15 protein-coding genes are annotated in these 21,348 nt (G+C 50.5%); 9 read left to right on the top strand and 6 right to left on the bottom strand.

What is annotated here, in order from left to right; all coding sequences use genetic code 11:
- Positions 1-22: 22 nt before the first annotated feature.
- From B7992_RS11415 to aqpZ, 3 genes are all read right to left on the bottom strand, one after another.
- Positions 23-2,140, bottom strand: a complete 2,118-nt coding sequence (locus B7992_RS11415; protein ID WP_176421931.1) for an FISUMP domain-containing protein — start codon at positions 2,138-2,140, stop codon at positions 23-25.
- Positions 2,141-2,294: 154 nt separating this feature from the next.
- Positions 2,295-4,580, bottom strand: a complete 2,286-nt coding sequence (locus B7992_RS11420; protein WP_254917690.1) for a CotH kinase family protein — start codon at positions 4,578-4,580, stop codon at positions 2,295-2,297.
- Between the two features lie 206 nt (positions 4,581-4,786).
- Positions 4,787-5,506: an aquaporin Z gene (gene aqpZ / locus B7992_RS11425; protein WP_073160886.1), complete on the bottom strand. Its 720-nt coding sequence runs from the start codon at positions 5,504-5,506 to the stop codon at positions 4,787-4,789.
- A 163-nt stretch (positions 5,507-5,669) separates the two neighbouring features.
- Here aqpZ and B7992_RS11430 point away from each other — a divergent pair, with 163 nt between their 5' ends.
- From B7992_RS11430 to B7992_RS11440, 3 genes are read left to right on the top strand one after another with little or no spacing between them, the layout of a single operon-like run.
- Positions 5,670-7,814 carry a polysaccharide biosynthesis tyrosine autokinase gene (locus B7992_RS11430; protein WP_088666314.1) on the top strand — a complete coding sequence of 715 codons (2,145 nt, stop codon included), beginning with the start codon at positions 5,670-5,672 and terminating at the stop codon, positions 7,812-7,814.
- The gene (locus tag B7992_RS11435) at positions 7,774-9,393 is read left to right on the top strand and encodes a hypothetical protein (protein WP_249269348.1); all 1,620 of its coding nucleotides are present in this window, start codon (positions 7,774-7,776) and stop codon (positions 9,391-9,393) included. Before B7992_RS11430 ends, B7992_RS11435 begins: the two co-directional genes overlap by 41 nt.
- Before the next feature lie 52 nt (positions 9,394-9,445).
- Positions 9,446-11,365, top strand: coding sequence for a nucleoside-diphosphate sugar epimerase/dehydratase (locus tag B7992_RS11440; RefSeq protein WP_088666315.1), 1,920 nt, complete (start codon positions 9,446-9,448; stop codon positions 11,363-11,365).
- A gap of 9 nt (positions 11,366-11,374) precedes the next feature.
- On the opposite strand, the gene B7992_RS11445 is transcribed toward B7992_RS11440, so the two are convergent.
- A complete protein-coding gene (locus B7992_RS11445; RefSeq protein WP_254917691.1) occupies positions 11,375-14,026 on the bottom strand; it encodes a U32 family peptidase in 2,652 nt (883 codons plus the stop codon).
- A gap of 111 nt (positions 14,027-14,137) precedes the next feature.
- On the opposite strand from B7992_RS11445, the gene B7992_RS11450 reads away from it, so the two are divergent.
- Both B7992_RS11450 and B7992_RS11455 read left to right on the top strand, forming a co-directional pair.
- Positions 14,138-14,317, top strand: a complete 180-nt coding sequence (locus tag B7992_RS11450; protein WP_139259155.1) for a hypothetical protein — start codon at positions 14,138-14,140, stop codon at positions 14,315-14,317.
- Positions 14,318-14,682: 365 nt separating this feature from the next.
- On the top strand, positions 14,683-15,387 hold the full coding sequence (locus B7992_RS11455) for a hypothetical protein (protein WP_073160878.1): 705 nt from the start codon (positions 14,683-14,685) through the stop codon (positions 15,385-15,387).
- 303 nt (positions 15,388-15,690) lie between these two features.
- Here the strand turns inward: B7992_RS11455 and rpiA are convergent, their stop codons facing one another.
- Positions 15,691-16,380: a ribose-5-phosphate isomerase RpiA gene (rpiA, locus tag B7992_RS11460; RefSeq protein ID WP_249269346.1), complete on the bottom strand. Its 690-nt coding sequence runs from the start codon at positions 16,378-16,380 to the stop codon at positions 15,691-15,693.
- Positions 16,380-17,009 (bottom strand): peptidylprolyl isomerase, encoded by a 630-nt coding sequence (locus B7992_RS11465; protein ID WP_073160874.1) that lies wholly within the window; start codon positions 17,007-17,009, stop codon positions 16,380-16,382. Before B7992_RS11465 ends, rpiA begins: the two co-directional genes overlap by 1 nt.
- 144 nt (positions 17,010-17,153) lie before the next feature.
- On the opposite strand from B7992_RS11465, the gene B7992_RS11470 reads away from it, so the two are divergent.
- From B7992_RS11470 to B7992_RS11485, 4 genes are all read left to right on the top strand, one after another.
- The gene (locus tag B7992_RS11470) at positions 17,154-17,882 is read left to right on the top strand and encodes a metallophosphoesterase (protein ID WP_073160872.1); all 729 of its coding nucleotides are present in this window, start codon (positions 17,154-17,156) and stop codon (positions 17,880-17,882) included.
- 8 nt (positions 17,883-17,890) lie between these two features.
- Positions 17,891-18,352, top strand: coding sequence for a 23S rRNA (pseudouridine(1915)-N(3))-methyltransferase RlmH (locus tag B7992_RS11475; RefSeq protein ID WP_088666316.1), 462 nt, complete (start codon positions 17,891-17,893; stop codon positions 18,350-18,352).
- 160 nt (positions 18,353-18,512) lie between these two features.
- Positions 18,513-19,562, top strand: a complete 1,050-nt coding sequence (locus tag B7992_RS11480) for a GGDEF domain-containing protein (RefSeq protein WP_073284889.1) — start codon at positions 18,513-18,515, stop codon at positions 19,560-19,562.
- A 143-nt stretch (positions 19,563-19,705) separates the two neighbouring features.
- Positions 19,706-21,271, top strand: coding sequence for a peptide chain release factor 3 (locus B7992_RS11485; protein WP_073160866.1), 1,566 nt, complete (start codon positions 19,706-19,708; stop codon positions 21,269-21,271).
- Positions 21,272-21,348 lie beyond the last annotated feature (77 nt).

The following is a 21,348-nucleotide window of genomic DNA, read 5'->3' on the forward strand; positions in this document are numbered from 1 at the left end:
TATCCTTTTTCTCGCCTTTAGGTTAATCCTTGATACAGCGGATATTTCTGGCATCATCCTTGTCCGAGGATTCTATTGTGTAGTTATTGTATTTGAATGAAATTTGATAGCTGTTGCTTGTGGATATCTGATCTGCAGTCCAGAATTCTGCATGGGTTCCCACATTGCTGAACGAAATATTTCCATATGGATTACTTCCGTATGCTTTAATGCTAAATCCATAAATATCGGTGGCGTAGCTGGAGTTTGTCCATGTGGTTGTGGAGTTTAATGCAAAAACGGCATTGGAATATTCATTCATCACAAAATTAATGAGAGTATACCATTCTTCTAATGTGGGAATATGCCAACCTACAGGACATGATCCCTGAATGGGGGTTGAATAAGTGCAACTAACTCCATATCCACAAGAAGATCTTGTCTTATTTAGTGCGGCATTCCAGCGGTAATATCGACCTCTTTCGGAGCAAGGAGATGTTGATTGAACAGGGCCCAATCCTTCATAACACCAACTTTGGTCTGATTCAGCTGTAGGCACGAAATTCAAATTCTCAGCCATCCAGGTTTGAGTTCCAATCTTGGCCGTCTTATAAATCTGGCCGTCACGAGTGTCAAGTACGTATGCGTCATCAACATCATATTGGACAAAGCCTTCTTCCGTACAAATATACAGGGTTTCAGTGGAGTCTTCCACAACTTTGCCAATTGAGGACTCATCACAAATCTGGAACAAGGTTTGCATGTAGTCATATGTCCAATTGTTGCCTAATCCGCAAACATAGACTGAATCGGTAACATTACCTTTCTTGATGTCTCCGGTTTTGCAGGAATTCCATTTATAAGTGTCTTTTTCAATGGTGGTTGCCTCGCGCCAGTTGGTGCCATTGCAGATATAGTACTGTTCAGTGGAACTTGCCGCTACAGACTTGTTGTGAAGAATGATGTTTTTTCTGTAGGAGTTGCATTGGCCCAGGCCATACTTATTTGACCAGAACTGATTCAGATAATTTGTATATGAAGAGATTCCCGCAATATTCCAACTGCTTAGGTTTACGGATATATTGACGGATTTAACGTCGACGTAAAATCTGTAGGCCCAGTCGGCCATATCCTTCTTCAATGCAGAATCGTTCCAGACACCATTGAGCGCCAGGTCATTGCGGAAGGATTCAATGTTTGCCAAAGCGGTTGAATCGTCAAGATCTCTCAGGAACAGTAACGAAACCGCCATCAGCAGGCCATCACCTTCTATCTCGCCATACAAGTTCAGGTCTTCGGCGTGTTCTACGGTAGTTCCCAGTCCTAGTGCATTCATGATTTCCTGCTGAGCTTGCTTCTTGGCGGCATCAACGCTGTAGCCCTTCATATACAGTCTTTTTACGCGGGGGTACTCCAGGTGGGTCAGCAGATTCACGTTGACACTGTCGCGGCTGATGGTTGAATCCTTGTGGCTCAACTTGGAAATTGCCTGGAGCGTCACCTTCTGTAAACTCCACTTTCCGGTAACTTCGTTAAGGAATGTTCCTTCGGCTTCTACTTCTACAATGGGATTTTGCAGGGTGACCTTGGGAATCACGAATTCCCCCATATTGCCAGAAATCTTGTCGCTGAAACTATTACTCGTCTTTTTAAGGGAATCCAGGGTTAATTCGGTAATGGTTACGTTAGACTGGTAGGCGAGAGGCCCCTTCTGGGCCATGCCTGTAACTGCCGCATTATTCAAGGTGTAGTCTACATAGACAGACCAGGAACCATCTTTACAAATGTATGTCTTTCCCTTGGGGATGTTTACCCTAAAGTTTTCCCATTCCTTTGCGCAGGAATCCAGGCTTACCAGTTTTTCAAATTCCTTGGCGGCAGAGGAATCTACCAGGTAAGTTATGCTATCTAGATAGATGGTATCGTTGTGAGTGACAATGACTGCCCTAATTGAATCCAACTTTACCGTGTCGACATTGTCGATGGAATCGTTGAGGATGTAGAATTGTCTCAGGGAGTCAGTAGTATACACGGTATCGTGGTGAATACCATTTTCATCTTCGATATTTTTGTCAGCAGCACTAATTTCAATTGTACTACAGTTCGTAAAGCAAAAAGCCGTCAAAAAAACTAAAAAGGGAAAAATTAAATGCTTAATCATAAAATTCTCCATTCACACTTGATTAAGATATTTTTTTTTAACAAAAAAGGTAGGGACGTTAACCTTTTTTGTGTTAAACTGTGCTTTAAATCGCAAAAAACGTGATGCCGAAGCACCACGTTTTTCTGAAATCTTCTAAACCGATAGAGAAATCTTATTTGAATTGAGCCGTCAAGGTCATGCCTGCGCTAGGTTCAACCAGGCGAGGATTCTCAGTAGATCCGTCAGACCATCCCGTGAATACGCCTCCCGATACGGCCACGGCGGTAAGCTTCAGCGGGTTTCCTGCCAGGAATTTGCCCTGGTAAGTGGTGCTGGGGAGGGCCATTTCATCGACATAGATCTTGCCGTTACCGCTTGCAGACAGGGTTACAGAAACTTCACCGGAAAGGCCGAAGTAGTTGGCCAGTTCCTGGCGGGTGGTTTCGGTGCGGTTCTGTGCGAATCGCAGCAAATCGCTGCCGGAGGGGGCCCAGGTAAAGCTGCTCTGGTTACGGGGCCAGCGCTGTTCGTCGCGGGACTGTTCGCTACTGGGAATGGTGGCCAGCATATTCTGTACGGCGGCCTGGACCTTTTCGTAAGTCAGGTAGCTGTTCAGCAAGATGCAGGACTGGTTAATGAACAGACGCTTGAAATCGGGGTTGGCCAGGAGTTTCTTTAGCATGTTGCCCAGTGTGGTGGTGGAGCCCATGCCCCAGCCGCCCATACCGCCGCCGAAGCCGCCGATACCACCTATGCCGCCCTGGTTGCCACCCTGGTTGCCTCCATTGTTGTTATCCATGGTTGCGCTTCCCAGAACCCACTGGAACATATTTTGGCTTTCGGTATCGAAGCCGGTAATACCCGGGCTAAAGCCGTAACCATGGTCCACGTCGAAGATCATGGCCTTGAAGGGCTGGCCATTGGCGGGGCTACCCCAGAAACGGATGTTGTTGTTGGGCCAGTCGCCGTTGTGGATATACATTTCGGCAATCATATACTGGGCGAAACTGCTTATGTTCAGTTTCTTCTTGACTTCTTCGTACTGCTGGTTGTTTTCGCCTTCGAAGTTGCCACTGGTAATCGTATTTACCAGCTGTGCGAATTCATTAGCCGAGGCTCCGTTGGTACCGCTGGGGCACCAACCATTCTGATAGCCTTCGTCGCCGTTGCTGCAGTTCTTGACAACGTTGATGCTCTTGCTGTCGACACCGTAGTTGGTTTCGGCAAAACTGCGGTTCAGGCGTTCGCGCATGTCGTGGATGCCGAAGTATTCGCCGTTGTAGAATACCACCACCTGGCGGCTACGCTGGTAGTCCACTTCGGTACCTTCCATGAGGCTTACCAGCATGGGGTCGCCAAAGTAGTCTGTCCAGAAGCGGTTACCGTTGTTGCGGAGGTTGAATGCCTTGAACTTCTTGGCTTCGGGGCGGGTCTTGAACAGGGAATACTTTAAGGTCTTGTCGCCATAGTTGTCATTATCCATCTTGATGGCGACGCTCTTCTTGGGCTTATAGCGGCTGTAGTTTCCGATAATAGAGATGCCGGCATCAAATTCCCAGTTCTTGGTCTTGGTGGAACTTCCGTTTTCGAAGAATTCTACATGGACAGGGAGTTCTGTATCCTTCCAGAAGTTGGCCTGCTTACAGGGTTCGCTGCACTTGGGATTGTTGTTGTCGGTGGCACCGAAACCGCCTATATCCCACATGCCGCCGCCCTGGTTGTTGGTCAGGGGGCCTGTAGCATAAAGGCCATCGGTGGAGTCGAACATGTCGTGGTGATTCACCGTCAGGGCGACCACAGGCATGGTCACATTTTCGTTAATAAAATATGTTTGCGTTGTTGTATCTGCGGCTTGCCCATTTACAAATTCAGAGCAGCGGATCACGGTGTTTTCGGTAATCGGCTTGGCTGCAGTAATGCTTTCGGAATTCTGGGTGGGGAAGGAGCCATCGAAGGTACACTTGATCTGGCCTCCCTTTTGGGGGGTAGGCGGATCGATGGTCAAACTGGTATAGAAACCTGCCGGCGGCAAGAAGCTCTCCTTGGGAGCGTGGTTGTCGTCATATTCCTTGAGGGCGCTGGAAGAAGGTTCCGTAATGACGCCTGCGCTGCTGGTAGGTACAGGATTATTGGGGTCCACCGGGGTGGGTTCCGTGGAACCGTTGGAATTGGGGGAGGGATTGTTCGGGTCTACGACACCGGCGCTGCTGAGGGGGGCAGGATTGTTTGGGTCGACAGGGGTAACATCTCCGCTTGCGCTAGAAATGATATTGCCGTTTTCGTCGTAAATAGGTTCGCTAGATTCGCTGGAATTGATCAGCTCTCCGGTGGTGCTATCATCAGCGCCGGTTGAACTGTCGTCGGAACAGGCTGTTGTTCCAAGAGCTGTACCCAAAATTAAAGATCCTGCCAGGGCATAACGTGCCATTACAGACATACGGACGATTTTCTTATTCACAAAACACCTCAAAGTGAAACTAAATCAATCCAAAACCACACACTACCAAGCCTCAAATTAACTAAAGATTCCCATATAAGTACAATTATAAGGTTTTCTTTACATTCTTTGTGCATAAAAAAAAGGATGGCATGACCGAAGTCACGCCATCTAGAAACTAAAAGTTCCGTTATTTTGCCTTTAGAGCGGGCTAGTACGTTTGACGATTACTTGGACTTGCCCAGCATCTTGTAGGCGAAACCGCCGATGCAGCCGCCGAGAATGGGGGCTACCCAGAAGAGCCACAGCTGCTTGATAGCTGCACCGCCAACAAACACGGCCATTGCAGTGGAACGGGCCGGGTTCACGGAGGTGTTGGTTACGGGGATAGAAATCAGGTGGATCAGGGTGAGGCAGAGGCCGATGGCGATGGGGGCGAAGCCTGCGGGAGCGCGGCTATCGGTTGCGCCCATGATCACAAACAGGAAGATGCCTGTGAGGACCATTTCGACGATAAATGCGGTGCCCATGCCAGTGGCCTTGCCACCGAAGGCGTTCACGCCGTTTACCAGGGAATCGGACCAGCCGTTAGTGGCGAAGGCACCGATGCCTGCGTTAGTCAGGTTGGGGCATGCCACCAGCAGAAGGATACCTGCTGCGACGATACCGCCCAAAATCTGTGCGACGATGTAAGCCGGAGCTTCCTTGGCAGAGAAACGACCGCCCATGACAAGGCCCAGGGTAACTGCAGGGTTCAGGTGGCAACCGGAAATATGGCCAATGGCATAGGCCATGGTCAGAACGGTAAGACCGAAGGCGAGAGAAACGCCAACGTAACCGATGCCGGTTGTGGGGACGCCGCAAGCGAGGACTGCGGAGCCGCAGCCGCCCAAGACCAGCCAGAAAGTACCGATTGCTTCTGCAATTGCACGAGAAAACAGTTTCATGTTACATCTCCATATTTTGCCCCCGTGGGGTTAGGATGGGGTGGGGGCAGTGTTTTTTGGTTGTTTTCTAAAATACAAATTGTGTATATCACTGGCTAGTGACTAGTATCACCTCTCCAAAATATTACATAAATGTTATATTTGGCACCACTAGGAGTATTGTATGGAAACGAACGAACAGAAAGCGACTATCAATTTGGCAGGTCTGCTTCCCCAGAGGGCTGGGGATACCATCACATTGATAGAAGCCATTGGTATTCTCTGGTCTAAGAAGTTTTTTATTGCAACCTTTATGGTTGTTGGCGCACTGATTGGCTGTCTGGTCATGAACTGGATTCGTCCCGAATTTACAAGCGACGCCATGCTGCAGATTGATATTCGCGGAAACAAGGCTACCCGAGCCATGGGCGAAATGGGTGCCCTGTTGGATATGACTAGCCCCGCCGACGCCGAAATCGAACTGGTTAAGAGCCGTAGCGTGCTTGCCTATGTGGTTGAAGAGGAGCATCTGCGCTTTAATGCCATTCCGGTAGGCAAGATGGATCGCCTGCTCCATCGCGAAGGTCGCATGGACATCGACGAACTGGATATTCCAGAAATTGCCCGCCGTGACCGCTGGACTGCCACGGTGACGGGCGCTAATTCCTATGCCGTCATTACTCCCGAAGGGGCAAAACTTGTAGAAGCTGAAGTCGGCGAAACTGTTCGCGCTCCCTATGCCGGTGATACGTTGGTGATGCGTGTGCGCCTGATTCGCGCAGCCGTCGGTCAGGAATTTGTACTACAGCAACTTAAGCCGCTGGCCGCCATTCGTAGCCTAGCCCGAAAGTTATCTGTTAGCGAAAAGGGGAAGCAGACCGGTATTCTGGCCGTTTCCCTTAAACATCGCTATGCTGATCGTTCCGCAACAATCCTGAATGCCATTGCAAATACCTACGTGCGCCACAATGTAGAAAAGCGTAGTGCCGAAGCCGAAAAGACTTTGGAATTCCTAGAAAAACAGTTACCCGGTGTTAAGGCCAAGTTGGACACCGCCGAAAAGATCCTGGCCGATTACCGCCATAAGATTGGTTCTGTGGACATGACTGGTGAAACTCAGGTTCATTTGCAGAAAGAAGTGGACTTGCAGAAGCAGTTGCTGAAGCTGCAGCAGGAATATCAGGAAGCTACTCGCTTGTTCAAAGATGAACACCCGGCAGTGCGTACCATTGCTAAGCAGCAGGACAAGTTGAAGGGCGAACTTTCTAAGTTGAAGGCTAGCGCAGCTAAGATGCCCTTGACTCAGCAAGAAGTGATGCGCCTGCAGGAAGATGTGCAGGTGAACAATGCTATTTATAATACCATGCTCAACAACATCCAGCAACTTCGCGTGGTTCGTGCCGGCGAAGTGGGTAACGTACGCGTGGTGGATTATGCCATGGTGGAAGATCGCCCCAGCAAACCCAAGAAGTTGAACATCCTTATCTGCTGCGTTGCCGCATCCTTCATGGTTGCGGTGTTGCTGGTGTTCCTTATGCGTATGCTCCACAACGGCGTCCGTAGTACAACTGAGGTGGAAAAGGCTACGAGTATCAGTGTTTTCGCAAAGATTCCTGAACGTCGTGGTAAGGTCATGAAGGCACGTCGTCGCAATTTGGTTCCCTTGGTTGTTTCTCAACCTGAAGATCCGGCAAGCGAAGCCTTCCGCAGTTTGCTTACCTCTGTGGATTTTACGGTTCCGTCTCAGACCCATCCTGTAATCATGGTGTCTGGTCTTATTCCTGGTGTAGGTAAGAGTTTTGTTTCTTCTAACTTGGCTGCACTACACGCTACGTCTGGCAAGCGCACTTTGCTGATTGATGCGGATATGCGTCGAGGCGTGCATCGTAGCAGTAGTAAAATGGGTCTGGCTGAAGTGCTGGGAGGTTTGTGTGAATTTGGAGTTGCAGTTGCAACCTCTGATATTGAAAACTTGTTTGTTATTTCTGCTGGACACACGAAGCTGTCGCCCAGTGAACTATTGCGTGGTGAAAACTTTAGGAGCATGCTTGATGAGGCCCGCAAACAATTCGATGTAATTATTGTGGATACCCCACCCATGAGCATGGTGACCGATGCCGAATTGATTTACCCTGCTGCCGATTTCAGCCTGTTTGTTCTGCATTATGGAAAGCATAGCATGGATGAAATTTCCGAGGCGATGACCAAGATGAATCGCTTTGGAGAAAAGCCAAAGGCCTTTGTGATGAACCACTGCGAACGTGAAACCGGCCGTTATGGATACGGTTATGGTTATGGATACTATGGGTATTACTCCAAGAAAAAGTAAGGATGATTCCGAGACCCGTGGCGTTTTTGCTTTCTTGGGTGCGGTTGCTGTAGCCTTTGCCTTGCTTGGTTTGTTGGCAAATACCGCTTTTGCTGCATCTCCTGTACACGGAACCGAACATAACCGTAACCTTCGTGGGCTGGATTATATGCCCATGTTGTTGGAATACCATAGGCATACCATAGGGGAGGGTAGACAGTTCTTTGCATACCCTGCCCGCGATACCACCTTCCGCACACACTTCAATGAAACGGAAGCCCGCGCCATGGCAAGCATTGCGGATACTATCGGCGATGTGTTCGTTGGCGGTCCCCACGTTTATGCAGTTGCCGTTTCTCCTATACTTGGAATTGACTTTCGCGGAGGCGAAGCCCTAGACGATACTATTTGGCCTGGTGTTGATGCTGGTCTTTACATTCGAGGCTTTGCCGATTCCCTGGATTTTGACCTTGATGCCCGTATGTATTCTGAAGCGCACAGTGCAGGAGTCAATAAGGGCGCCAAACGTAAACCCAAGAGTTATGATGGGGAAGTCTTTGATGTTCAAAGTGAAAATAGCAATGACGGCGGAGCCGATTACGTTAGCTATTCCCGTTATCGCGCCCACCTTGGTTTGAACTATGCTTTTGCCAGGCTGGAACTTGCCCGAGATGTAATGCACTGGGGGCCCGGTTATTACAATAATTTGTCTTTAAACCAGTTTGCGCTCCCTTATAACATGATTTCCCTGGATTTTAAGTTTGGTCCCCTCCATGTACTAAGCGCCTACGCAGACCTCCGTGTCAACAGCTGGAGTTACAGCAAGGATAACCTGAATGATCGTAATCTGTATGCACACCGTTACGAACTTAACTTGTTCAAAAACGACTTGGTGGTTGGCATAAGCGAATTGCAAATCCTGTACAACGAAAATAAACCTTGGCTCTTTGTTCCCGTGGTACCCCTGTTTATCGAAAAGGGCAATTACACCGAGCGAGTGAATAACGGCGCTCTATCTATGGATTTGAATTATCGTCTATTCAATACGGCTCGAATCTATGGTGAATTCTTCTTGGATGACCTGGAGTCTCCCATGGCCGTATACGAAAACAAGTACAGCAATAACCGTTGGGCAGCCATGGCGGGTATGCAAGTGTCCCATGACTTTTATCTTAAGGAAAAAAAGATTGAAGCCGGAACTATCGCAGAAATTGCCCGTGTAGAACCATACACCTATGGTCATTATGATACAGCTATGGCCCAGATGGCTCACCTGGGAATGCCTCTAGGAAATCCCAATGGACCAAATAGCTTGAGTATCGACTGGGCCATATATGGTAGAATGACTTTAGATAAGTCTGCGACGACTCGCAGTATATTTATGAGTTACCGTAGTCAGTGGCTCTGGAAGGGTGATGATTACGGCAGCAGCATTGATGACCCCTACAAATGGGCAGAAAAGCACTTTATACATGGTGCAAAAATGCACTACAATGGCACCGTCGCCCTTGATTTTAGGGGCGTGTATGTTGGATTCATGGGGGAATACACCTTTGGAAGCGACCCTGCAGTAAATGTGCGCACCACACTCATGTGGTAGTTTCTATATTTTACGAATCCTGGAGCATGGGTATATAAAAAGGGAGTGGCTTATGCTAAATAAAATTCGTCTACTGTTTGCCAACTTCAGGTTGCGAAAGCGTTTGTTGGCTGTAGCGGATGCATGCATCGTTGTTTTTGCAGGGCTAGTAGCGAATGTTCCTCTCCCTTTGCTTGCAGAACGTATCGGACGCCCCGACCTCATTGTCATTTTTGCATTGACTGTATTGACCTGCTTTGGTTCCCTGATTTTTATGGGGGCCTACAATAAGCTGTGGCGCTATTTTAGCAAGAAGGATTACCTGAGCTGTATCTATGGCTGCCTTTTGGGCATGCTCCTGGGCTACTTCTTGCTGTACCTGACTACCGAAAAAGTATTCATTGAGTTTCAGATCCTCCACTTTATCGTGGCGACCTTTGGCATTTGCGCTTTCCGCTACCTGTTCAAGGATGCCTTTATGGTGCTCCTTAAGACCGGCATGGACGAAGCCCACCGCAAGCGCACCATGATCATTGGTGCCGGCAGCGCCTCTTTGGCTTTGCTCCGTGAATTCAAGGTGGCCTCGGAAGATATGTCATCTGACAATGCGGCCAGCAAGATCAATCCTGTTTGCCTGATTGATGATGACCGTGATAAGATCGGTAAGACCTTTGAAGGGGTTCTTGTTGCCGGCGGTACCAGCGAAATCCCAAAAATCGCAAGGCTCGAACGCATCGAAGAAATCCTTTTCTGTATTCCCAGCTGCCCGGCCCCCGACCGCCAGAAAATTTTGGAAATCTGTAACGACACCAACCTGCCTGTAAAGGTGGTCCCCTTCCTGGGCAATATTGTGGAATCCGGCAATTACGTGGGCCAGATCCGCGACATCAAGGTAGAAGACCTGCTGGGCCGTGAACCAATCAAGTTCAACAACAAGGATGTGCGCAACTTTATCGAAGGCAAGGTCTGCATGGTTAGTGGCGGCGGTGGCAGTATCGGTAGCGAACTGGTACGCCAGATTGCCAAGTACAATCCCAAGCAGGTGATTATCATAGACATTTACGAAAACAATGCCTACGATATCCAGCAGGAACTGGTCATGGAATATGGCAAGGAACTGAACCTGGTGACCCTGATTGCCAGTGTGCGAGACTACTTCCGCATGAACGAAATCTTCAAGACCTACAAGCCCGACGTGGTGTTCCATGCCGCCGCCCACAAGCATGTGCCCCTTATGGAACACAACCCCATGGAAGCCATCAAGAACAACGTGATGGGTACCTTTAACATGGGTTGCCTGGCCCTGTTCAACAATGTACAGAAGTTCGTGATGATCAGTACCGATAAGGCCGTGAACCCCACCAACGTCATGGGGGCTAGCAAGCGCTGCTGCGAAATGATCGTGCAGTACCTGAGCCAGCAGGCCGGCAGCAAGACCGAATTCGTGACCACCCGTTTTGGAAACGTGCTGGGCAGCAACGGTAGCGTGATCCCCCTGTTTAAGCGCCAGATCGAAAAGGGCGGCCCCGTGACCGTGACCCACCCCGACATAATCCGCTACTTTATGACCATTCCCGAGGCGGTGAGCCTGGTGATGGAAGCGGCCTCCATTGCCAAGGGTGGCGAAATCTTTGTGCTGGACATGGGCCAGCCGGTCAAGATTGTTAGCCTGGCCGAGAACCTGATTCGCATGTACGGCAAGGTGCCCTACAAGGATGTGGAAATCAAGTTTACCGGTTTACGCCCCGGCGAAAAGATCAAGGAAGAACTCCTCATGAACGAAGAGGGGTTGCTGCGCACAAAGAACAAGCTGATCTTTATCGGAAAGCAGATCGAAATCGACATGGATCAGTTTATTGTGGCGCTGTGGACCTTGCGTAATGCGGCCAAGAAAAATGACGACAAGGCTGCCATCAGCGCCCTGCATGACATAGTGCCTACTTTTACTACCCCCGAAGAATTCAACAAGACCGTAATGATGAAGGCCCTATAGGGGGTCGACTTAATCGCATTTCTTGCGGTTCTGCCAGGTGCTTTCGTTGAAGAGCTGGCCTTCGCTGAGGCCGTACTTTTCCTGAATGCCGGCTTCACGGATGGCATCTTCGATGGAGACTTTTCCGCGGATGGCCTGGGTGTAAATTAGCACCTTGCGTCGGACAGTTTCTGGATCTTCGTTGAGCATTTCTAGGCGGAAATGGTTTACGCCGGAGGTGCGAAGTTGAGGCATCAATTTAAGCGCAGACTGGGGACGGCCTACGAATAGGGTGTTGCGGCATTCTGCGTCGGATTGCAGGAAGTGGCGTTCTCCCTTGTGGTCCAGGATTTCCACCTTGTGCTGGGTGCAGATTTTTCCGCATTCCGGGAAGCGGCGGCCTGTAGTAAGGCTGCGGGCGAAAGCGCAATATTCCGAATGGAAGGCGGGCATGTACTGGTGAAGGGTCAGTTCCAGGCGGCTGCCGTCGATGTTTTTCAGCAGGTCGAAAAGCTGGGTGCTGTTTAGATCCCAGGAGGGGTGGATTGTCTGCAGTCCCTGATCCAGAAGCCATTCGTAGCTGGCGGAGTTGGCGGCGTTCAGGCTGTAGTCGCCTACGAGAGGGATCCCGCTATCCTTGAGGATGGACAGGGAACCAAGATTGCGGACAAGGGCGAAATCCGGGCTGAGTTCCAGAATCTTTTTCAGGTAATGATTTTCGCCGGGCTTGTGGATTCGCAGGGTGGCCATGCCAGCCTTAAAACCAAGTTCACGAATCTGCTGGAGGGGTTCGTCATATTTGACGCCCCAGTCGAAATCCATGATGACGTTGTCGATGTCTAATCCCTTGAGGGCGGCAATCTGTTCCGGGTTGCGGACCAGCACGGAGATGACGGGCTTTGCAACTTTGTGGACGATGCCGAATTCTTTTTGCGTGTCATCCTGAGCGGAGCGGAGCGAAGCCGATGGATCTTGAGCAGCTGCGGACTTCTTGGCGGCAACGGCGAACTTTGCAGAAATTGTCTGCAGGAATTTTTTCCCGTTTGCGGCGCTGATATTCATTTCCTTCCACTGCAGGGAGGAGGCTTCCAGCTGTTGAATTGCGGACTGTCGCAGGTTGCGCAGCACCTTTCCGGGTACGAAAGGTGCGCCGGCCACGTGGACCATCAGACTTCCAAGTTCATAGGGCGTGGCCGACAGGCCCCCAAGTTCCTTGCGGGCCAGCGCTTCCAGAGCTGCAGGGTCGACTGCATTTTTCGCCTGTTCCAAAATCTGTTCGCTTTGTACTTCTGCGGCCTTATCCATCCCTTGCATCAGGGTGGTTCCCGCCAGCCAGACTTTCAAGGTCAGAGGTTCGCCCACCGCACCGGAAAGTTCCATGTTCACCGCACGCTTGGTTTCCTGATTTCGGTCGGTAAATGTCTTGCGCAGTTCCTTTTCCAGGGTGGGGGAGTCGTTGCGGAAAACGTCCATGTTGCGGCCGATCTTTCGTGTGTCGAAATCGTAGCCGAAGTCCAGGCGCAGCAGCGGACCCATGCCACGCATGCCGTCTCCACGCTTGCTGTGGGCGTTATGTACAATCTGCGCTCCGTACAGGCGGCTTCCCTGGGAGACGCCAAAGCGGTAATCTTCAAAGAGGATGCCGTCGCCGGGGCGGGGGAGCCATTCCTTTTCGGCGGTTACAAAAACAGATGAACGCTCTACCTTGACGACTTTACCTAAATAAAGACCGTGATGATTGCTGAAGGTTCCGTTCACCAGTTCCTGGTGGTTGTCGCCATCAAGCCAGCCGGTAGTCAACCCGCGGGAGAACAAGACTTCCAGCGGTTCCAAGTCTGAACTTTCCAGACCGAGATCGCCCCGCTTGCTGGTGGCTGCGGAAATGTTGTCCAACGCCTTTCTATAGGCTCTCGTTACGGCAGCCACGTATTCCGGGCTCTTCAGACGGCCTTCCACCTTCAGGGATTCCACGCCGATTTCGGCAAGTTCCTCAAGCTTGGGGAGGGCGCACAAATCGCGGGTGCTGAACAAATACTGGGCGTCGGTTTCGGTGAATTCCTTGCCGTCTACAAAAATGCGGTAGGGGAGGCGGCAACTTTGGGCGCACTGGCCTCGGTTTGCGGATCTTCCGCCGAAGTTTTCACTGGTGAGGCACTGGCCGGAATAGGAGACGCAAAGGGCTCCGTGTACGAACACTTCGATTTCAAGGTCGGTTCCGCTCTTGACGGCGGCAATCTGCTTGGCCGAAAGTTCGCGGCTCAAAACGGCGCGGTTAAAGCCGATGGATTTTACCAGGTTTACGCCCTCGGCGCTGGCCAGGGTCATCTGGGTGCTGGCGTGGATTTCCTGTTCCGGGCAAATTGCGCGAATCAAGCGGGCGAGGCCAATGTCCTGGATAATAAAGGCGTCGGGTTTCAAGGCGATAATCTGGGCCAGGAATTCCGGCAACTCCTGCAGCTCACGCTCGAAAACAAGAACGTTCATGGCCATGAAACTGCGGACGCCTCGGCTTCGGGCATACTCGATCATGGCCTTTACATCTTCAAAAGAAAAGTCTTCGGTACGGCCGCGAGCGTTCCAGTGGGGAACCCCGAAATACACGGCGTTGGCCCCGTTCTTGACGGCGGCTTCCAGCATTTCCCAGGTTCCAACAGGCATCAAAAGTTCTTGTTCTTTCATCATTGCGTACCGGATTTTAAATTACGCTCCACAAGATAGAAATTACCATCCATTCTAATTTCTATTATTGGGAACATGAAGTTTTATTCCCTTTTGTCTTTGATTTTTATTCTAATGGCTTTCTCTTTTATGGGCTGCGCCGATAAGGAAGCACAGGCCGAAATTACACGCCTGAAACAGAATAACGCCAGTCTTCAGCACTCTGTAGATTCGCTTCAGCATACCCTGGATTCCCTGAACGCCTACGGCGATTCCGTGAAGAAATCTTTACAAAAGCTGGATATGCACCTCTAACTTTGGGGCCTTCGGCCTGAAAATTAAGGAAACAGCGGGTTATGCCCGCTTTTTTTATATAAAAAGTCAGATATTCCAACTTGAACTGCCACCTCTAGTCGGTCGGTGCGGGGGATTCGTTGTGAATATTTTGTATATTTGGCCTCGTGGCAAAAACCCGTCTACCGCTGCGGCGGAGACCCCTTTAAATGCTTCGCCGGCCCAATTTGCCCGAAGCCTTATGGCCAGTCAAGCCTCTCCGGAGGCGCTAGTAAGATGGCTTTAAGCATAAATCCGAATACGGATTACATTAACCCAACGCCACACCGCCTGCGGGTTCTTCCAGCCTGTAGTCGCGGTCAACCCTTATTTATGAGGTGCCCCGAATGGAATACATCGCAATCGCTCTCTCACTCGTTGCAGTGATCTTGAGCATCGTTATCCTGACTAAGGTTAACAAGCTCCTTACTATGCTTCGTACCCCGATTTTCAAGAAGCTCACCCCCGACATGAACCTGAAGCCGGGCGCACGCCGCCCCGTTAACGCTCAGGAAATGGCTCAGCGCGGTGAACGCAACAACAAGGAAAATCGCCAGAAGGAAAATAAGGAACGTCCTGCAAAGGAAAACCGCGAAAATCGCGAAAACAAGGCCGCCAACGCTGCACAGCCGGCTGCCCGTAATGAACAGCGTGAACAGCGCGCTGAACGCAACGAACGTGGCAACCGCCGCGACCGTCGCGAAGGCCGCCCGGAACGTCCCCGTCGTGAATTCAACGCCGCCGCTGCAGCTCCTGCCGCAGAAGCCGCCGCTCCCGTAGCTGCCGCTACCGAAGCTGCTGCACCGGTCGCCGCTGAAGCTCCTGTTGCTGAACGCCGTCCCCTCGCTCCTCGCATCCCGGTTGAAACTCCGGCCGCTCCCGCAGCACCCGCAGTTGAAGCCCCCGCCGCAGCTCCCGCAGCTGTTGCAGCACCGGTTGTGAACGAAGCTGATATTGCTCCGGTTGAAACCACTTTCGATCCGTCCAAGGTTCGCTATGGCCGCCGCAACGTGATCAAGAAGGCTCCGGAACTGGCTGACGACGAAGCTTAATTAGCTTGGCTCAAAGCATTAAAAAATCCTCCGCAGAAATGCGGGGGATTTTTTTTATTACGAATTACGAGATACGAGTTATGAGATATTTGTCTGCGTTTGTCATCCTGAGCGGAGCGAAGGATCTAGTGGCGCAGACTCAAATTATGAGATACGAACTGTGAGCGATGAACTGTGAGTAATGAGCTGTGAGCTAAAGTAAGGCGCCTTCGGCGCGATTATCTAGCTCAAAGGAGCCGAAGGCTCCGTCCTCATACCTGAAAGCGAGCTTTGCGAGCGCCCTCATACCTAGAACCTCGTTCCTTAGAATTCGATCAGTCCCTTTTCTTCGTCGGCGAGGATTACCTTGGTTGCCATGTCGACGAACAGACCGTGACCGACGATACCGACGATGTGTTCCAGTTCGCGAGCCAGCTTGTCTGCATCAGCAATAGGAGCAAACTTGGCGTCGGCAATGAGGTTGCCAGAATCGCTAATCACCGGACCGTCCTTACCGGGAGCGCCCATACGGACCTTGACTTCGCCACCCAGCTTGGCAACGCGTTCGGTTACGACTGCGATTGCACCCGGGATGATTTCCAGAGGAACTGCGAACTTGGTACCCAGCTGGTTCACCTTCTTGCCGCTGTCTGCGATAATCACGTAGTTGTCGGTCATGGAGGCCACAATCTTTTCAAGCAGGTGAGCTGCACCGCGGCCCTTGATCAGGTTGCGGTTGTCGTCGATTTCGTCGGCACCGTCAATGACCATGTCCAGGTGAGAGACTTCGCCCATTTCCTTCAGGGGGATGCCCAGAGCGCGGCACTGCAGGGTGGTGCTCCAGCTAGTAGAAACGCCAACCACCTTGATACCTTCGGTCTTGATGCGTTCTGCCAGGCGGTTTACCATGTGGGCTGCGGTGCTTCCAGTGCCAAGACCGACGGTCATGCCGTCCTTGATCATGTCAGCGGCGCGTACGCCTGCGGCTTTCTTCAGTTCATCCATGTTGGCCATTATCGCCATCTCCTGTTGAAATTATCGGGGTTGTTAAGATCGTCGCCGAATTCGTCGAACTCATCCTGTTCGTCAAATTCGTCCTTATCGGGAAATCCTGATTCCAGTTCGGTAAAGCTGGGGGATTCTACGGCAATGACCTGCACGTCAAAGGTCAGGTCCTTACCGGCAAAGGGGTGGTTGCCGTCTACGATTACGGTTTCCTTGCGGATTTCCTTGATGGTGTATATACCGTCAGCTTCGTTATCGTCGTCGCTGTCCAGGTTCAGTCCATCTACAAATTCGTCGGCCGTTTCGGGTAACTGGAACTCACGGATGTCTTCATCCTGATACATTTCCAGTTCCATGCCCAGCCAGATTTCACCAATTTCTTTCAGTTCGTCCTTAGGGACTTCCAGGATCAAGTCATCGCGGAAAAGACCGTAGCCGAGATTCGCGTCAATGTCGATTGTGAATTTCTCGCCAACGCGGCGACCATTCAAGGCACTCTCCAGACCGGGGATAATGTTGTTGTACCCATGAATGTACACGAAGGGGTGGGATGCCGGCACTTCTTCCAGAATCTTTCCGGACCTTTCCATTAAAGTGTAGGCAATGCTGACCTTCAGCTTGTCTTGAACAATTTCCATACGACGCAAAAATAGTAAATAGAGCCGTATTTTTAAATGCGTATGACGTTTAAGGCCTTAGCTTTGTAGAAAAGAAAACTTAATTTTTGCTTTTCTCGCCACCTAATTCTCTCATATTTCTTCTTTTTTATTTAAATTAGGCTCATGCTTTACGGAATTTGCTCTGATATCCATTCTAACGCCGAAGCTTTCAAGGCTGTGCTCCAGTCCATGGAAGATAATGGTGTAGATCGGAAGGTTTGTCTTGGTGATTTGGTGGGGTACGGCGCAGACCCTGATGAATGTGTAGCCCTGGCTCGTGAAAATATGGACATCTGCATTATCGGTAATCACGATAGTGTCGCCATCAAGCACGAATCCAGCGAAGGCTTTAACCCCTATGCCAAGCAGGCTATCGAATGGACCCAGACCCACCTTTCCAAGGAATCTGTGGAATACATGCGCAGCCTGACCTACATCCGTGAAGAAAACGATATTTGCTTCGTTCACGCATCGCCCCTGAGCCCTGCAGACTGGGTCTATGTGACAGAACTGGAAGATGCTCTGGACGCCTTCGATCATTTTTCTGGCCGCTACTGTTTTGTGGGACACACCCATAGCCCGGTTATCGTGGCAAGCCGCCCCATGGCCATTCCCAAGATTCTGGATGAATACGAATATACCATCGAGAATACGGAACGTCTGCTGGTGAACGTCGGCAGTGTGGGGCAGCCTCGTGACCGCGATCCCCGTTCCTGCTGGTGCCTGCTGGATACCGAAACCAAGTGCGTGCGCATCATCCGCGTGGATTACGACATCGCCAAGACCCAGGAACGCATGCGCAAGCAGGGAATGGCAAACTTCCTGATCGACCGCTTGTCAGTTGGAAGATAGTAGCCTCCATGAAATGGGTTCTCGCAGTTTTTGGTAAGGCAGGTTCGCCTTTTGTTGCCGACGAAGTCGACAAGTACGTCAAGCGTCTCCGTGGGGGAGCCATCCCTCTGGAAGTCGTGGAACTCAAGGAATCGAAGCTGGACGACCGAAACCAGTCCCTGGCGCAGGAAGCTGCCCTTTTCGAGAAGAAATTCCCCAAGAGCGATTTCAAGCGGATCATTCTTTCTGAAGAGGGGAAGCTGATGGACACGGTCAAACTATCTGACACGCTCCGTGGCCGCTTCCCGGGAAATGTGGTATTTCTGATCGGTTCCGCATACGGTATAGACGAGAATCTGAAGAAAACCGCCGATATGCTGTTGAGCCTGTCTCCTCTGACTTTTACCCACGACCATGCCCGAATCATCTTTGCGGAACAGCTCTACCGGGCCCAGATGGTGATGCAAAATCACCCGTACCACCACAGGTAGTGGCTGGACCATACAGGTTGTAATAAAAATATCTGTTTTTCGGGGTATTTTTGTATAGTTAGATGTTCTGAACCCGACGTAATCATCTATATTCTTGTCCATGGGTTCCGAATATTATGACAATCATTTCTCGTATTTTCTAGACAACAACGAAAAAAGGATGAATGGCATTTTTTGCCGCATCCTCTGGTATTGCTGCCTTGTTTCTCCGACGATCGCCTTAGGCGTTCTTTTTGCCGCCTTTCCTGGCGTCACTTATTGGGCCTGTCTCCAGTCTTTTTTGGTGATTTTCGTTTTCGCCATCGGCCATTCGGTGCTTTATAAGTTCAAGCCTGAAAGTTCCATTATCAAGTACATTGGACTGGTAGGTGCCTTGGTGACCATCTACGTCATGAGTATTGGCCACATGGACATCTCGCTAAGCTACTTCTTTGTGCCCATGACCAGCCTTCTGTATTGTAAGCGCAGGACTTTCGTCACCATGAGCATCCTCAGCTATTTGATGATGTTGGTCAGCAACTGGCAGATTTCAGAATTCGAGGCCAGCGCCCTTGCTAATCCGGATGCCGTCGAATGGTTTGTTACCCACATTGACGGAATGACCATCGAGTTCGTGGTGATGTTCGTAAGTGGCTTCTTTATTAACAAGGCCATGGTTAAGCACCTGAAGACCATGTACAGTAATGAAGTGAATATCAATAAGAGTGAGCATTCCGCCTACACAGATCAGCTAACTGGATTGTGGAACCGCAGGTACATGGAACGCGCCTTTGACAAGTTCATGGTGGTTCAGCACAATTCCGGAGCCATGCTGGTGGTGGATATGGACCATATGAAGGTGGTGAATGACTCTTATGGACATCTGGAAGGGGATAGGGCCATTAAGTTGTTTGCAAACATCTTGCAGAAGACTTTTGACAAGTCTGAATCCGTGACCATCTGCCGTTTCGGCGGTGATGAATTCGTGGTGCTCTTGCCCAACGTGAAGAGCATGGCCGATTTGACCTTGTGCATCAGCCATCTGATTTCTAATTCCGACGAAGCTTTCTGCAACGACGAAAAATTGAATGTCATCAATATTTCGATAGGGGCGGCCTTTGCAAACGACCTGGATATGAACTATCAGGCCCTATTTGATCGCGCAGACAAGGCCCTTTATGATGTGAAAAAGTCAGGTCGTAACAGCTACCAGATTTACACCGAGATGTAATAAACAGTTAAAAGCCCTGTCAAATTTAAGGAGAACAGTCGAGGTGTCGGCTGTTTTTTCTATCTTTACCGCCGCAAAAAAATGAACCCTAATTCTTGAGTTCCTGGCTTCAAACCTTTTGCCTTGAACCTAGAGCCTTTTTTATGAACGAAGAAATTTCTAAACGCCGCACTTTCGCCATCGTTAGCCATCCTGACGCTGGTAAAACAACCATTACCGAAAAGTTCCTGTGGTACGGCAACGTGATCCGTGAAGCAGGCCATGTTCGCGCCAAGTCCAACCGCAGCTACACGGTTTCTGACTGGATGAAGATCGAACAGCAGCGTGGTATTTCTGTTTCCAGTTCCGTTCTGAATTTCCCCTTCGAAGGTTGCATGTTCAACCTGGTGGATACCCCGGGGCATCAGGACTTCTGCGAAGATACTTACCGCGCCCTGACCGCTGTGGACGCCGCCCTGGTGCTTATCGATAGCGTGAACGGCGTAGAAAAGCAGACCATCCGCCTCATGAACGTGTGTCGCATGCGCCACACTCCGATTATCACCTTCATCAACAAGATGGACCTTGATGGTCGCCATGTGCTGGACCTGCTGGATGAAATCGAAAATGTCCTGAAGATCAAGGTGGCTCCCTTTACTCTGCCCATTGGCGTGGGTAAGCTCTTTAAGGGTGTTTATTGCATCGCCGACAATACCTTCCATACTTTTAACAAGGAAGAAGGGGAGCAGCAGCTTATCCAGATGACTGGTCCCGATGATCCCCGCCTGGTTGAAATGTGCGGCGAGAACTGGGTGGAACAGTTCAAGGAAGAATACGAAATGGTCACTGGCGCTATGGATCCGTTTGACCACGAAAAGTTCCTGAAGGGGGAGATGTGCCCCGTGTTCTTTGGCAGTGCCGTGAACAACTTCGGTGTACGTCAGCTGTTGAACGCCTTTGCTCAGTTGGCTCCTCCTCCCATGATCCGCGATACCGACAAGCGTCCTGTGGATCCGGGTGAAGATGCTTTTAGCGCATTTGTGTTTAAGATCCAGGCTAACATGGACCCCAAGCACCGTGACCGTACCGCATTCCTGCGTATCTGCTCCGGTAGCTTTACCCGTGGCGAAAAGGTTTTCCATGTGCGTACCGGCCGAGAAATCCGTCTGGCTGCTCCTACCGCATTCCTGGCCAAGGACAAGGAAGTCATTGACAATGCCTGGGCAGGCGACATCGTGGGTATTAACGACCCCGGTCTGTTCCGCATCGGCGATACTCTGACCGATGGTGAAAAGATGAGCTACACCGGCATTCCTGACTTCGCTCCGGAACATTTTGCCCGCGTCACCCTCCTGAACCCGCTGAAGTCCAAGCAGATGGCCAAGGGACTGGCTGAACTTTCTGAAGAAGGTGCTACCCAGCTTTATGAACCTATGAAGTCCGCTATTCCGGTGATCGGTGTGGTGGGTGAACTGCAGTTCGACGTGCTGAAGTTCCGTCTCCAGAGTGAATACGGCGCTGACGTTTCTTTGGATCGCGTACCCGCTCACGGTATCCGCTGGGTCTCCGGCCCCGAAAAGGACGTGAACAAGTTCGCTGAAGAATATGCCATGGACTGCATGCTGGACAAGGAACGCAACTTAGTTTGTCTGTTCCCCAACGAATATCGTCTGAATCTGGCTATCAAGAATTACGAAAACTTGACCTTCGCTGAAACCTCCCAGGGATAGTTTCAACGAATCGGCCTTCGGGTAAAAAAATTACGAGATGCAGTAAATTCGCTGCATCTCTTTTTTAAACATCAGGC

The sequence above is a fragment of the Fibrobacter sp. UWH1 genome (genome assembly GCF_002210365.1).
Lineage (GTDB): Bacteria > Fibrobacterota > Fibrobacteria > Fibrobacterales > Fibrobacteraceae > Fibrobacter.

Coding starts and splice junctions, on each gene's coding strand:
- B7992_RS11435 (WP_249269348.1), top strand. CDS start 7,774: ATGGTTATGGATACTATGGGTATTACTCCAAGAAAAAGTAAGGATGAT.
- aqpZ (WP_073160886.1), bottom strand. CDS start 5,506: ATGAAACTGTTTTCTCGTGCAATTGCAGAAGCAATCGGTACTTTCTGG.
- B7992_RS11480 (WP_073284889.1), top strand. CDS start 18,513: ATGAATGGCATTTTTTGCCGCATCCTCTGGTATTGCTGCCTTGTTTCT.
- B7992_RS11470 (WP_073160872.1), top strand. CDS start 17,154: ATGCTTTACGGAATTTGCTCTGATATCCATTCTAACGCCGAAGCTTTC.
- B7992_RS11485 (WP_073160866.1), top strand. CDS start 19,706: ATGAACGAAGAAATTTCTAAACGCCGCACTTTCGCCATCGTTAGCCAT.
- B7992_RS11455 (WP_073160878.1), top strand. CDS start 14,683: ATGGAATACATCGCAATCGCTCTCTCACTCGTTGCAGTGATCTTGAGC.
- B7992_RS11445 (WP_254917691.1), bottom strand. CDS start 14,026: ATGATGAAAGAACAAGAACTTTTGATGCCTGTTGGAACCTGGGAAATG.
- B7992_RS11465 (WP_073160874.1), bottom strand. CDS start 17,009: ATGGAAATTGTTCAAGACAAGCTGAAGGTCAGCATTGCCTACACTTTA.
- B7992_RS11450 (WP_139259155.1), top strand. CDS start 14,138: ATGGCTTTCTCTTTTATGGGCTGCGCCGATAAGGAAGCACAGGCCGAA.
- B7992_RS11440 (WP_088666315.1), top strand. CDS start 9,446: ATGCTAAATAAAATTCGTCTACTGTTTGCCAACTTCAGGTTGCGAAAG.
- B7992_RS11415 (WP_176421931.1), bottom strand. CDS start 2,140: ATGATTAAGCATTTAATTTTTCCCTTTTTAGTTTTTTTGACGGCTTTT.
- B7992_RS11430 (WP_088666314.1), top strand. CDS start 5,670: ATGGAAACGAACGAACAGAAAGCGACTATCAATTTGGCAGGTCTGCTT.
- rpiA (WP_249269346.1), bottom strand. CDS start 16,380: ATGGCCAACATGGATGAACTGAAGAAAGCCGCAGGCGTACGCGCCGCT.
- B7992_RS11475 (WP_088666316.1), top strand. CDS start 17,891: ATGAAATGGGTTCTCGCAGTTTTTGGTAAGGCAGGTTCGCCTTTTGTT.